Annotated in this window: 14 protein-coding genes; 4 read left to right on the top strand and 10 right to left on the bottom strand. The window is 63.9% G+C overall.

The genetic code is table 11. The features are described 5' to 3' along the window. Positions 1-8 precede the first annotated feature (8 nt). The 3 genes from IPL79_01690 to IPL79_01680 are packed head-to-tail and all read right to left on the bottom strand — an operon-like array spanning position 9 to position 4854. Entirely contained in the window at positions 9-1679 is a 1671-nt protein-coding gene (locus tag IPL79_01690) for a hypothetical protein (GenBank protein ID MBK9069712.1), read from the bottom strand. A gap of 27 nt (positions 1680-1706) precedes the next feature. Then, positions 1707-2897 carry a carbohydrate-binding family 9-like protein gene (locus tag IPL79_01685; protein MBK9069711.1) on the bottom strand — a complete coding sequence of 397 codons (1191 nt, stop codon included), beginning with the start codon at positions 2895-2897 and terminating at the stop codon, positions 1707-1709. A 22-nt stretch (positions 2898-2919) separates the two neighbouring features. Beyond that, complete coding sequence (locus tag IPL79_01680) at positions 2920-4854, bottom strand: serine/threonine protein kinase (GenBank protein MBK9069710.1); 1935 nt, start codon at positions 4852-4854, stop codon at positions 2920-2922. A 149-nt stretch (positions 4855-5003) separates the two neighbouring features. Here IPL79_01680 and IPL79_01675 point away from each other — a divergent pair, with 149 nt between their 5' ends. After that, positions 5004-5648, top strand: a complete 645-nt coding sequence (locus tag IPL79_01675; protein MBK9069709.1) for a hypothetical protein — start codon at positions 5004-5006, stop codon at positions 5646-5648. Here IPL79_01675 and IPL79_01670 read toward each other — a convergent pair. Continuing rightward, entirely contained in the window at positions 5640-6269 is a 630-nt protein-coding gene (locus IPL79_01670) for a LysE family transporter (protein ID MBK9069708.1), read from the bottom strand. The genes IPL79_01675 and IPL79_01670 overlap by 9 nt on opposite strands. Positions 6270-6295: 26 nt before the next feature. On the opposite strand from IPL79_01670, the gene IPL79_01665 reads away from it, so the two are divergent. Beyond that, the gene (locus IPL79_01665) at positions 6296-7054 is read left to right on the top strand and encodes an MBL fold metallo-hydrolase (protein MBK9069707.1); all 759 of its coding nucleotides are present in this window, start codon (positions 6296-6298) and stop codon (positions 7052-7054) included. A gap of 17 nt (positions 7055-7071) precedes the next feature. On the opposite strand, the gene IPL79_01660 is transcribed toward IPL79_01665, so the two are convergent. The 6 genes from IPL79_01660 to IPL79_01635 all read right to left on the bottom strand — a co-directional run bounded on the left by IPL79_01660 (position 7072) and on the right by IPL79_01635 (position 11637). Then, positions 7072-7281: a hypothetical protein gene (locus tag IPL79_01660; protein MBK9069706.1), complete on the bottom strand. Its 210-nt coding sequence runs from the start codon at positions 7279-7281 to the stop codon at positions 7072-7074. Beyond that, positions 7278-7853 (bottom strand): CDP-alcohol phosphatidyltransferase family protein, encoded by a 576-nt coding sequence (locus tag IPL79_01655; protein MBK9069705.1) that lies wholly within the window; start codon positions 7851-7853, stop codon positions 7278-7280. Before IPL79_01655 ends, IPL79_01660 begins: the two co-directional genes overlap by 4 nt. A gap of 3 nt (positions 7854-7856) precedes the next feature. Continuing rightward, a complete protein-coding gene (locus tag IPL79_01650; GenBank protein ID MBK9069704.1) occupies positions 7857-8594 on the bottom strand; it encodes a CDP-alcohol phosphatidyltransferase family protein in 738 nt (245 codons plus the stop codon). Continuing rightward, on the bottom strand, positions 8591-10009 hold the full coding sequence (locus tag IPL79_01645) for an aspartate aminotransferase family protein (GenBank protein ID MBK9069703.1): 1419 nt from the start codon (positions 10007-10009) through the stop codon (positions 8591-8593). The genes IPL79_01650 and IPL79_01645 overlap by 4 nt, the downstream gene beginning before the upstream one ends. Positions 10010-10186: 177 nt before the next feature. Further along, complete coding sequence (locus tag IPL79_01640; protein MBK9069702.1) at positions 10187-11119, bottom strand: metallophosphoesterase; 933 nt, start codon at positions 11117-11119, stop codon at positions 10187-10189. A 62-nt stretch (positions 11120-11181) separates the two neighbouring features. Further along, entirely contained in the window at positions 11182-11637 is a 456-nt protein-coding gene (locus IPL79_01635) for a DUF3052 family protein (protein MBK9069701.1), read from the bottom strand. A gap of 217 nt (positions 11638-11854) precedes the next feature. Between IPL79_01635 and IPL79_01630 the strand changes: the two genes are divergently transcribed. Together IPL79_01630 and IPL79_01625 are read left to right on the top strand one after the other, a co-directional pair. After that, a complete protein-coding gene (locus IPL79_01630) occupies positions 11855-12280 on the top strand; it encodes a hypothetical protein (GenBank protein ID MBK9069700.1) in 426 nt (141 codons plus the stop codon). After that, positions 12271-13437 carry a hypothetical protein gene (locus tag IPL79_01625; protein MBK9069699.1) on the top strand — a complete coding sequence of 389 codons (1167 nt, stop codon included), beginning with the start codon at positions 12271-12273 and terminating at the stop codon, positions 13435-13437. The genes IPL79_01630 and IPL79_01625 overlap by 10 nt, the downstream gene beginning before the upstream one ends. The last annotated feature ends 13 nt before the right edge of the window (positions 13438-13450 follow it).

The raw sequence follows: 13450 nt of genomic DNA, 5'->3' as shown, positions 1-13450 counted from the left end.
GGGTCGCGTTAGCGCGATACGCCGTAGAGCAGGACCACCCAGACGGTGTTTTCGCCCAATTCGGCATGCCGCCCCTGAGCGATGCCAACGCCGACCAAGGGTCCCGCGGCGCCTTTGGCGAGCGCCGCAAGATCCAGCGTCTCTGGCGATGCCGTCGCCGCGATCGCGCTACCGACGCTGCGGAAACGCGGCGCTAAACTTGGCATCAAGGTATCGAGCAAGGCGCTAGCAGCCTGCGTTGATTTGCCTGCCGCAAGCTCGGTCGCAAGCCGCTGCGCAACGCCGGCGAGCTCGCCGTCGCGCACCAGCCGCCGCCCAGCCAGGTCGCGCTCGATGCGTGCGATCAGCGCCGCGCGATCGGCCTTGGGCGGAATGAGGATAAACACCTGCGTGACATAGACCTCGCGCAGACCTCCGATGACCTCGCCAAACTCAATGCCGATGCCGACATGCGTCGCCGTAGTCGACATGAGGTTGGCACGGTGCCCTGGGCTATTCATGAGCGCCTCGTGCGCCTCAGCAATGCCAACCGCGCGCGCCACGTTTTCAAGGATGGTTGAGGTCAGCACGCCCGCGCGCTTGACGCGGTCGCTGGCATCGCCGGTTGCCGCGGACTTGTGCGCGACCACGCCGCTGGCCTTCATGTCGCGACTATGCGCGCGGCCAATTTCGACTAACCTCGGATCGGATAGCAGGGGCGCAAGCGACGCGGCTTTGCGATCCGCATTGACCAGCTCAAGCATCGCCGCCTCAGCCTCGGCGAGATCGCCATAGAGCGGTTCGCCGCGCACGGCCACAGGCGCCATCGTCGTCGGCGCGCTGACGCCGCACCAAACCGGAAAATTTGCCACCACGGTAGCACCTTGCCGACCATCGGCGGTGACCTCGAGCTGCTGCTGGCCGACCCGGGTCCCACAAGGCACCGTGGCGGCAAACGTTGGCCCACGCCCGGCAGGGTAGCGCACGATGCTGCCGTCATCGTGCGTCACCACCACCTGCGGCGTGTGCAGGTGCGAGGCAAGCGCGCCCTCGAGCACGAACGCGCCACCGCGCTCTAGCGCACGTGGCACCGGCGCCAACGCGACCTCGCGCGGCATGATGCCGATGATGATCGCCGCGACGTCGCCTTTGGCGGCCAGGCCGACGCCGGACGCCAGCGCGTCACCCGCCTTTACCATTTCCGCTAAGCTGCTTTCGAGCTGCTGACCTAGTCCCTCGACGTCGTGCGGCGGCCCCCACAAGATCAGCAAGGTCGGTGACGGCTCGACGATGCCGTGGCGCCGCATGGCAAATTCGACCACCGCATTGGGCAGCATCCCGCCTTCGGGCAACGCCGCGGCCAGCGACGTCAGCGCCCAATCTAGGCGGCCGTCTCGCTCGGGCGCCGTCAGCCGCTCGCGCGCGGCGAGCGCCGCCACACGCGCCGCGACCTCGCGGTGCACGGGCGAATCGAGCGGGGCTGGTCGCGTCGCGGCGTTGTAATGGGTTGCGGCCATCGGCGCTGCCACCAGCGCGGCGTAGTCAACGGCCGCGGTCCCCGTGGCGCGCGCGGGGGCCTGCCCTTCGCTTCGCCAACTCGGCACCGCACCCACCGATCGCGGCGCGGGCGGGCCCGATGGCGCCGTACAAGCTAGACAAACGCCGCCAAGCACGGCGGCCAATCGCACCCAAGAGGCCATAGCCGTTGAATGTACCATGGCGCTTCGCTACGGCGACATCAACACCACGGGCAACAGCCGATCGAGGCCGTGAAAGTCGCGATACGATATGCGGCGCCACGAGGCAGCGGCTGGCTTACCGGCCACGTGATCAACGCGCACCACGTTGAGCGCGAGCTGCGCGCCGGCCGTTGCGACAAAGGCAGGCGCGCTCGCCTTGACGTCGCGCCACGGGATGGCCACCTCGACGCGATAGCCGCGATCCTGATCGCCGCCTTGATTTAAGGTGCCATCGACCATCACCGCCGCCTGCATCGCCGAGTTCCACGCAGGCGTGCTCGTGTCGGTGCGGCCGCCGGGAAAATGGCTGTCAAACATCACGCCCGCGGGGCTAATCTGCAGCTCAACATAATCGCGTTGGTTTTGATCGGTATCGATAAAGACCTCGACGACGTCCGCTTGCCACAGCGACTCGTCTCGCTGGCGAAATGGCGTCGAGATGTCGACATCCTTGACGTCTACGAACACGTAAAGGTTGTCGTGGTCCCACAGCAACTTGGCGCTGGTCGGGCCGCTCGGCGCCGGGCTGTCTTCGGCGGTGGAAAAATTTACCGCTGGAGCGCTTGCCCACGCAGGCTCCTCGTCGCGGCCATCGATCATCGGCGCCTGCGCGACGAAGGCAAGCGGCGTCACGCCGCGCGGCACGCGGGCGGAGGCCTCGACCTGCCAGCGCGCGAGCACGAGCGAGCCACCGTGCGTTTCGCCGCCGGTCACCGACAACAGCCGCCCGCGCTCACCGGCCACGCGCGAGACTAAGCCCCACGTCAGCGTCGCCGTGCGCGAACTCCAATCGCTTGGGATCGCGATTAACAAATCATCGACGATGGCGTCTCCGGCTCGCCACTGGTGAGGCGGCACGTCGACGCGAAGTGTCGCGCTTGCAATCGGTACATAGTCCGCCGTGCCGGCGTCGCCGACAAGCGCCAGCTGCGGCACAACCTGCGGCGCCGCTACGTTTACGACAAAGCCGTAGCGCAACGCGACCACTTGCCCGGGCACGACGTCGGTGGTCGCCTCGCTGCGACCGCGCATCGCCACCACGTTGCCAACCTCGCCATGCAAGGCGGTGGGCAGCGAGGCGAGGCCATCGGCATCGTTGCGTGGCGCGCCGCTAAGGCTCGGCACCGCGCGGTCGACACAGCCGCCGGCGCAGCCGAGCAACGCGGCAACCCACGCCATCACCGCGGTTGGTGGCCGCGACCTATTCCAAATCACAACGCGAGTCGCTTGGGTTTTTTTCGCAAATCTGACGCCGTTTTTCTGCGGCGGTTAGCTCCGGCGGCGGCTTGACGCTGTTTTGCGAGTTCGGATCCACTCGCGGCGGCTTGATGACCGGACCGCCACCCGCGCGCTTTTGCTTGACGAGCTTGACAGATTTTTTCGCCATGCCTTCCCTGACAACGACGTCCGCGTCTTTATAGCCATCCGCGCGCAAGATCACCGAATAGGCCTCGGCACGCACGGGCGCGTCAAACGGCGTTTGGCCCAAGAGGGTTTCACCGTCGGCTGACATTACATCCGCGGTAACCCCAACTGGTTTTACGCTGATCAGCATCGGCGGTACGGTCGGCTTGATATCCTCGATGGGTGTCACATCTTCTACGGGCGGCGTCACCACAGGCACCGTGGGCGGTGTTACGGGCGGCGCAACGACGGGCGGCTTGTCCACGACCACCTTATCCACCGGCGCTGGCTCGATCGCGGCGACCGCGCTCGTCGATTCCGTTGCGCCTGGTCCAAACTGCGTGTACCAAACGCCCGTGCCCGCCGCGATGACGAGCAGGGCCACAACCACCCACGCGCTCGAGCGCCGGCGCGGCTTGGGCGAAAACACATCATCGTCGGCGGCGACATAATTTGCGCTGGCGGCGCTCGGCCCGGTTGGCGCTTGTTGCTGCGAGAGGGCTGGCGCGAAACCCGCGGCGCGCGGATCGCGCGCGGCCGGCGCGGCCACCGCGGCAACCGACATCGGCTGCAGACCAAGTGCGCCCGACATCGCAGCCGCCCCCGGTGCGCCTTGTAGGCTTGCGCCTGCCATGCCCTGCGCGCTCATGATGTGCGCGCTCATGCCAGGGCCGGAGACGTTGCGATAAACCGCCACCATCGCCGCGACCATGTCATTCATGGTCGCGAAGCGCTGCGCTGGCTCTTTGTGCATCGCCTTGGCAACGATATCGGCGATGCCGGGCAGCAGCATGCGGCCCGCCGAAGCCGCGCGTTGCGCAATCGGCTCGGGCATCGCCGTAATGTGTTGGGTCAGCACGCCCATGAATGACTCGCCACCAAAAGGCAACGACCCCGCAAACACCTCATACAAAATGACACCCATCGCATAGACGTCCGTGCGTCCGTCGACTTGCTGGCCGAGCGCTTGCTCGGGCGCCATGTAATATGGCGTGCCAAAGATGGTGCCGGTGCGGGTTAAATTGTTGCTGCCATCATTGCCCGACACCTTGGCGATGCCGAAATCCAGGAGCTTGGGCACGTCGCGGCCGTCGCTGAGACGGGTAACAAAGACGTTCTCCGGTTTCATGTCGCGATGGATGATGCCCTTGGCATGCGCCGCCGCGAGCCCATGCCCGGTTTGGATGAGAATTGCCAGCGCGCGCACCGGATCGGCGGCGAGGCTGGGCAACATGTCCGACAGCGGCTGACCGTCGAGCAGCTCCATCGCCAAATAAATGCGGCCGTCTGAAATCTGGCCGAAATCTTCGATCGCGATGATGTTTTCGTGGCCGATCGACGAGGCCGAGCGCGCCTCTTGGCGAAACCGATTGACCGCTTCTTGGTTTGAAACAATCTCGGGGCGCAGCAGCTTGATGGCTAGGCGCTTCTCAATGTGCACGTGTTCTGCGGCGTAGACCTCGCCCATGCCGCCTTCGCCCAGCTTGCGAATTAGGCGGTAGCGCCCATCGAGCACTTCGCCAACCAGGCTTGGCCCCTGTGGCGGCGCGGCGAGTGACTGCGACGCCCCGGGATTTGACGTCCCCGCTGAACCCACGGCGAACGGCCCAGCCGACGCGGCAACGGTTGGGCCGGTGCCGATTCGCTCGGCCGACGATGGCGGCGCGACCGCCGCCGGCGTACCCAAGCTACCGATGGCCGCCGTTTTGGAGCCGTTGTTTCGATCAGACATGGTCGTGCTCATAAGTATAACGTGGGGCGGCCCGAAAAGATTCAGGCCACTCGCCGGAATCGGCCCGGTCAACTTCCAACTGCCTGAAACCTATGGAATCCGCGCCGACCGGCGACGCCCCTGTCAGATCGGTTTAGTACCCAAGGCATGTGGGCGAGAAGATTCTGACTAAGACCGAACGTCAGCTTGCCGAACGCCAGCAGGCGGTTGCCGGCGATCCCGGCCGTGCTCGCGTCATCGCGACGGCCCGCGCCTTTAAGCAAACCTGGCTCGAACTCGCCCGCGAGCTTGCCCGGGTCCAGAGCCAGCAGCTTTGGCGCGGCTGGGGCTTTGACGATTTCGACGCGTATTGCCGCCGCGAGTTGCACCTGCGCACCGCCACCGTCGCCAAGCTCCTCGGCAGCTATCGTTTCTTAGAGACGGCGGCGCCGCGGGTGCTTTCGCGCAGTCAGCACGCCTCGCAAGCGCAGCTCGGTAACATTCCATCGCTGGCAACCGTGGCCTTCGTCGCCAAGGCCACCGAACACGGCGCGGCCGATCGCCAAACCTTGCAGCAAATGCACGTCGAGGCCTTTGATGAAGGCGTCGAGGCGCCGCTGCTTTCGCGCCGCTACAAAGAGGTCGCCTTTCCGGTAGAAGCCACGGACAAGGACGCCGCGGCGACCCGCGTGCTTGCCAACGCCGCACGCCGTTTGGCGTCGCTGCTCGCGGTCCACCCCGGCGTGCCTCACGACCTTGCGGCCCGCCTTGAGCGCTCGATCGGCGAGCTGCTCGGCGTCATCGAATCAAACTAGAAAATATTTTACGCAGCGCCACAGCGAGTACACGCCGTAGCCCATGAGCAGCCAGCCAACGACGCGCGGGATCCACGCCATTTTATCGCCGAGCACGTGGCGGCCGCGGTGAGTCAGATACGCGACCAATGTAAACCACGAAAAGCTCCCTATGAAGACGCCGAAGCTTGCCGCATACCCCTCTGCTGCGGTGATGTCCACGAGGTAGGAGCCTACGATAAAGACCCACGTCACCAAGGCCCCAGGGTTCATGAGGATGAGCGAGGCGCCCAAGATGATGCCCGACCATACTTCCTTGGCGGACGCGACGTCGCGCGCGGCGCCGGGCGGCGGATCTTGCGGCCGTGAGCGACTCGTGACAAAGCCATAGACGATCAAGACCGCGCCGGAAATGCCGAAGAGAATCGCCGGCAACACCGGGTGCTGCTTGAGCAACGGCCCAACCACCGCAATGCCCAGCAACGCGTAGGCTGCGTCGGCGAGCGCCCCACCGAAGGCCACGGCGAGGGCGAGCCGCAAGGTATGGCGATACGCGGCATCGATAACCGCGACATTGACCGGGCCAATCGGAATGCCGGTAACGGCCCCCAAGATGGCGCCTATGACAAATGCGGTCAGCAAGACAGTCGGTGTGATATAGCAGATGCATGGGCGCGCCGGCTAGCAACGATGTCGCGGTTACGTGGCTCGGACATGCTTCCGCGGCGATCAGCTCGCCTTCGACGCGGCTGCTCATCGACCCACTCGGGCGTCGCCGCGCATTGCAGGGCGGCGCGCCTAGCGCGGTCCTCATTACTCATGCGCACGTCGACCATCTCAATCGCTACACCCTTAAGGCGCTGCCTCGCGACGTGCCACTGGTCGTGCCGTATGGGGCACGCCACATTGTCACAGACCTCGGGTTTCGCGAGGTTGTCGAAGCCCAGGTCGGCGACGAGCTAGAATTTGGCGACTTTCACGTCACGGCCGTCGCGACGGCGCACGACCAAGGTCGCTGGCGCAAATCGCAGCTGCCGAGCTGTGTCGGCTACGTCGCCACCTCCGGCGACGTGCGCGTCCACCACGCCGGCGACGTCGATTTTTCCGATTTCTCCATTTTTGATGAGATTGGTAAACGGCACGCCTTGGCCGCCACGCTTCTGCCGATTGGCGGCCTGTTGCCGGTGGCCTACTATCGTTGGCGAAAGGCGTCGCTCGATCGAGGCATCCATATCGATCCAGATGCCGCCGTCGCGATTTACGAGCGGCTGGGCGCGCGCGCAATGATTCCGATCCATTGGGGCACCGTTAACTTGCGCCTCAGCCCAGCGCATATGCCCAAGGCGCGGCTTTTACAGGTCGCCGACCCCAGCCGTCACCGCGTCCACGTGTTGGCGCACCACGAATCGATCGCGCTATCAAAATAGTATGGCGCCGCTTACGGCTATGTGCGCAGGTACATGCCGAGCACGCCAACCACCGCGCATGCGATGCCGACGAGCGCGCCAAATACGCGATCAGAGACCTCTGGCGAATGCGGTGAACGCAGCGCCCTTACCAAGCGCACCGAATCGAGCACAAAAAAGAAGCCGCACGCCCCGAGCACCATGGTGACGCTGAAGGCGTGAAAGATTGATGGCGAGACCAGATTCATGGCGCCGCCTCCTGAGGCTGCGGCACCGGATCAAACAGCATACGCTTGGCATCGCGCACCACGACCACGACGTTGATGATGGCATAGGCCCAAAAGTAAAAGGCGACCGACCACTCCACCACCGCGAACGGCGTGAGAAAGGCGGCAAAGCCGACCAGCCGTTCCATCGCAAACGACCTGTAGTTGGCGGTGCGTCCGAGGCGCTTGGCGTACGCCACGCGCATTGCCAAGTTTAGCAGGCCAACCGCGATGATGATGGCGACGGCAGCCGGCGGCGCGAGGCCAAACCAGGCGACGGTCACCATGAAAAACGCATAACAAAAGCCATCGGCGAGGCCGTCAAACACCTCGCCAAACGGCGTTTGATAATGAAACACCCGCGCGACAATGCCGTCAAACACATCGAGCAGCGCGCAAACGGCGACGGTCAGAATGGCCAGCTGTTGCTCGCCGCGCCCCACGGCCCACCAAAATACGGGCAGGGTCAAAAAGCGCGAAGCGGTAATTGCGTTGGCGGGGTTGAGGTTCGAGACCACCCGCGTCGGTGCCTCAGAAGCTGCCGTTGCCGCCATGCGCTAGATTTGCTTGGCCGGCCCGCTAGATGCAAGCGAGCCGTCATCGTTTTGTGGCAAACCGGCGCGGGCAGCCTCGCGCGCGTTGTGCGCGGCCTGTGGATCGACAAATCGGTAGCGCCGCCAGGCAAAGGCGATGCGCTGAAACAGCGAGATGTGTGACATCAGGACCACCGCCCATATCCCTGCCACCATCGCGCGGGTGTCGTGCAGCAGCGCCGTAAACAACGCCCCGGCGCCGAAGAAGACGATAAACTCGGCCGAGCCAAAGACGCCCACGACGTCAATTGGATGCCCCATCTTGCCGGTAGCCCGCGACAGGTCGTGCCCTGCCTCCGCATAAATAGAGAGCTTGATGATTACATTGGTCAGCGCGCCCGTAATGCCGAAGCCGAGCAAAATCAGCACGTGGGGATAGTCGTAGCTCACGTTGAGACAGCCGCCGGCATACATCACGCCGAGCACCCAGCGGTCGCACACATCATCCATCACCGCGCCAAAGATCGAGCGCTGATTGTAATTTCGCGCCACATAGCCGTCGACGTGGTCGATAATACCGCGCACCAAGAGCAGCGCGAGGCCGGCCCACCAATAGCCGTAAAAGAACACGACGCCACCGGTAAGGCCAAGCACCGCCCCAAGCGCGGTCCACTGGTTGGCGCTCACGGGCAAGGCGCCGATCCTTGAGATAAACGGCCGCGAAATCTTATCGAACGACGAGCGCAGCGCAAACAGGTTCATGCCGACTCCAGCCGTTTGCGCGCCTCCCGTAGCGACTCCGCCAGCGCCGCGATAAAGCGGTCGAGATGCGCCGTGGTCACCGACAACGGCGGTTGCAGCCGCAAATAATTGCCGTGCATGCCAGAAACCGTGATCAACATACCGCGCTCCTGCAGCAGGTCCTTGACCATGGCAACCGCCGGCTTGCCGAGCACCGCCTTCGTGCTGCGATCCGCGACGAGCTCGATGCCGCCGAGCAGGCCGGTAAAGCGCACGTCGCCGATCCACGGATCATCGAGCCCGTAGGCCCTTTCGGTGAAATAGCGGCCCATCGCCGCCGCGTTCTCGATCATGCCGTCTTCAATGATGGTTTCGATCAGGGCCAAACCCGCGGCCGCCGAAATCGCGTTGCCGCCCGAGGTCGGCGTCGTGCCACCAAAAAATGTCGCTACCAACGCATCCGTCGCAAAGGTCGCGCCAAGCGATCCCACGCCACCCGAGATGCCCTTGCCCGCCGTTATGATGTCGGGTGTAAGGCCGTAATGCTCTAGCGCAAACATCTTACCCGTGCGTCCCATGCCGGTCTGAACCTCATCGAGAATGAGGAGCACCCCAAGCTCGCGGCGCAGACGCTCGATGCCATCCCACCAAGCCTTAGACGGCGCCATGCCGCCTACGGCCTGAATCGGCTCGGCGATAATCGCGGCGGTATCTGGCCGGCTGCGCAGCAACTGCTCGATGGCCGCCAGGCTCTCCTCCTCGGTCATGCCGCCATGTGCGCCGGCAAGCCCCGCTCGATACGGATACGGAATGGGCAAGCCGTAAGCGTGCTGGACGATGGGCTTGCCGGCGGTGGCGCGATATTTATCGTTCGCCGTCACCTCAAGCGCGCCGAGCGTCAGCCCGTGATAGCCATTTTCCAAGTAGGCGACGGTGGGCTTGCCGGTGGCCTGACGCGCAATCTTGAGCGCGAATTCGTTGGCCTCCGAGCCGCCGGTCGAGAAAAATACCTTGCCGAGGTTGCCTGGCACCAGCGACATCAAGCGCTCCGCAAGGCGCACGGCAGCCACCGAGCCGAACTTGCCGGAGGTTTGAAATACCTTGGTCATCTGCTCGGTCACAGCGGCCACAATGTTGGGGTGGCAGTGCCCGGCATTGTTGACGAAGTAGCCCGAGGTAAAATCGATATACGATTTGCCAAAGACGTCAGTGACGATGCAATCGAGCGCATGGTCGACGATAATCGTGTCGCCGGGCGCGCACGGCCACGGCCGCATGACGTGGGCGTCGTCCTTTGCGGTAACGTGGGCGCCATCGACGCTGCTGCGACGCGTACCTAGGACTTCTAAATTCGGTTCACCTACTCCGGGTTGCCGCGTAGTTGGCAAGGCAATCGGGTCGAGGGGTGGGTGTTTGGGCTTAGTTACAACACTCATATGGAGCACCTATGTCGTTGCGCTGTTGCAGCCCGGGGCCGCGCCAGCCTGGCACCGTCTAACGCAGTCGCTAAACCATTGTCAAGTTCAATAGTTAGACGCCTCGGTGGTGAAAAGCTGACACCTGACACATGGCTGTCACACAAGCTTTCGCGAAACTTCAACGAGTTACGAGGGTTACGCCGAGAAATGGTCATCGTACTCAAAACATCTGCGAGTTCGATGCCAAACACGAAGCCGATGGCGGATCTCCCCATCGGCACCAATCTCGATCAGCCGATACCTCGCGGTGCGCGTTGGGTCGGTGGCACCGTAGGTCCCCGAAGGTACGCCGAGGACTGGTACCGGGGCCCCGCTTCCTGGCAAAACCTCCCGCAGATCTCGATGCTCATGGCCGTGCAAAATAAGCGCAACCTCGTGGCGCGCAACGACCGCGGCAAAGGCGGCCGCATCGCGCAGGCCACGGATGCGATTTGCCGCTCGGCGGCCGGCCGGCGGATGATGTAACCCGACGACGACGCGTAGCCCCTGGCGCCGCAAGTTCGTCAGCACCTCATCGACGCGCAACAGTTGCGCCCGCCCGATCGTGCCATGCGCGGTGAACCAAGGCGTCGCCTGGCTCGTGCACAAGCCGACGATGGCGACATGGCCCGCGATTCTTACGAGCGGCCAGTTCGCCGCCGCCGCCTCAGCCGCAGGGCCCGCCGTTACGCCTGCAGGTGACGGGCTCGGTTGGTACCCATGAGTGCTGGTGATGAACGGCGCGAACACCTCCGCAAAGTGTGCGACCCCTTCGGGGACATAAGCATCGTGATTTCCGGGCAGCACGGTGATCGACGACGTCGGCAGCGTAAAGCCGTCAAAGCGTTGCCGCGCAAACTCAAACTCTTGACGAAAGGCAAGATTGGTCACGTCGCCCGTGCACAGCACATGATCGACGCCCTGCGCGTTGATGTCGGCGACCATGTCGACGAAGGCCTCGGTGTGATAATGGCGCGAGCGGTTGCTCAGTAGGTTCATCGCACCCAGCCAGCGCTTATTGGCAAACTGAAACCACTTCGCGCCTTGATGCGAAAGCAGATGCAGATCCGAGCAATGCGCGAGCTTCACGCGTAAGGCCTACCGTAGGTGCGGCGGCGTGTCCACGCTATTGCGTCCCCAGCGCCCGTAGCCTAGGGCGCGCGCTTGGTGCGCCGGACCGCCGGCTTGGGCTCACATCGATAGGCAATCGCGGCGCGATTTTCTTCGCGAACGACCAAGCGCATGCCATGCCACCCGCCATCGAGCACGCAATTTTTATTGTCTACTAGGCCACCGGCACGACCAATTCGACGAACCACGTCGCTCGAGATGCCCGTCGCCTTGGAACCATGTTTTTTCCACGCCACCCAAAAGGTCGTGTCAGGCGTCATCTTTGCCACCACGTCGACAAATCGGCGCTCGAGTTCGCTGAGTCGCTCGACAAATAAAACGACCACGTTGATCGATGGCGCGCGCAGAGACGTCGAGAGCAGGATGGTTTCGTTGCGCTCCAAGCGATGTTCGATGCGCAACGGCGCACGTAGCAGCGCAACGCGTTGACCATCTTTAAGTCCCAAGCGTTGGGGCAACGTGGCGGCGAGTGCCATTGCGAAAGCATGCACCCAATCGCCCACGCCGCCAATGCCGCAGATCGGCTTTCGCAAATCTGTTTTATACGTAATTTCAATAACTTACATAACACCGGTGGCAACTACGCGCCGCCACGCCAAAGCTCGAACAGGATCGCGCCTTCGCCGAATTTTCCACATAAACTGCACGCTCCCCGACCGGCCGAGCTGGCTCTCGTAGGGTAAGGTCCCCGCCATGGCCGTGTCTGCCGAGCGTTCGAACATCTCGCCATGGCGGCGCACCGCGAGCGCCATGATACCCGCCGCGGTGCTTTGGCTGATGGGGTGCGATTCTCAACTAGACCGCCCCGCCTCGTTTGGCTACGTCCACAGCGCCATCCTAGCGCCTGGATGCGCCACTGCCAGTTGCCATTCATCGAGCCAAGCGATCGAGGACATCGACCTAAGTGACCAGGCGGCCGCCTACCTGTCGCTGACCGGCGTTAGGTGCGGCGAGGAGGACCCGAGCCTTTACGTCAATCCAGGCGACCCCGAGCGCAGCGCCATCCTGAGCATCATGCGCAGCACCGGCGGCGACCGCATGCCCCCCGACATTGCGCTCCCAGACGAGGAGCTTGCCCTGGTTGAACGATGGATCACCGAAGGTGCGCTATGCAACTAACGGCGCGCGGCTGCAAGGCGCTCGGCGTTCTTGCGACGACGGCGTACCTGGCGCTTGCGTCGCCGGCGCTGGCCTATCCCCAGTTTCAATTTAGCACCGGCGCCGATACATGCGTCCAATGCCATTTTTCGCCAGGCGGCGGTGGCCTCATTAACATGTATGGCCGCGACGAGAGCGGCAGCACGATCAGCCCCGGCGGCAACGGCGCGTTTCTGCTCGGCGCCTGGACCCCACCAGCGGCCCTCTCGCTCGGCTTTGACGCGCGCTTTGCCACGGCCGTGCGCCAGCAAACGCCAAGCACCAGCGGCGGCGACGCCGACACCGAGCTGCTCATTTTTCCCATGCAAGGCGACCTCTACGTTCATGCGGCGATCGGCCGAGGCTTCGCGCTTTATGCGGCGGCGGGCCTACGAGCCAACGCGCGCGAACCCGACGATGGCGTGCTTGGCCGCCTCGGCTCGCGTGAGCACTACCTGCAGTACAGTTGGGACGAGTCCGGGCACTACGCGCGCGCTGGCCGTTTCTTTCCCGTCTTCGGGGTGCGCACGCAGGATCATACCGCGATGGTGCGCCGCTATCTCGACATGTCGCTGGCGCAGGAGCCGTACGCGATCGCGGTTGGACGCATCGCGGGCCAGCGCGAATGGCACGCGCAGCTCTTCGCGCCCTCGCCCACCAAATCTCTCGGGCTTGCATCCGCCTACGGCGCCACCGGCTACTATGAACGTCGCAACGCGGCCTCGACGTATGCATGGGCCGCGCAAGCAAGCGCTAGCGTTTATGATGACGACCGCCGGCGTGCCACGCTGGGCACGGTGCAAAAGTGGTGGCTGCCCGAGAGCCGGGTGCTTTTTCTGCATGAGCTCAATGTGGGCGTCGAGCAATTCGTCGCCGACGAGCAAACCAACGCCCAGCTCAGCATGTATCTCTCCGCGACCAAGCTGCTATTGCCGGGCTGGATGCTAAGCGCCGTGCTCCACGGCTGGGACCCCGACGTAATGTTGCGCGCCAACTCACGCGGCGCGGCCGAGTTCAATATCCAATGGTTCTTCAAGGCGCACTACGAGCTGCATTTCACCGGGCGCGCGCAGGTGGAGGGCCTGGGCGTGGACAACCCCGATTATCTTGCGCTGCTGCAGTTTCACTATTATTTGTAGACGGCGCGACAAC

This window comes from Myxococcales bacterium (assembly GCA_016716835.1).
Taxonomy (GTDB): domain Bacteria; phylum Myxococcota_A; class Polyangia; order Haliangiales; family Haliangiaceae; genus JADJUW01.
This window is presented reverse-complemented; position numbering and strand designations above follow the sequence as displayed.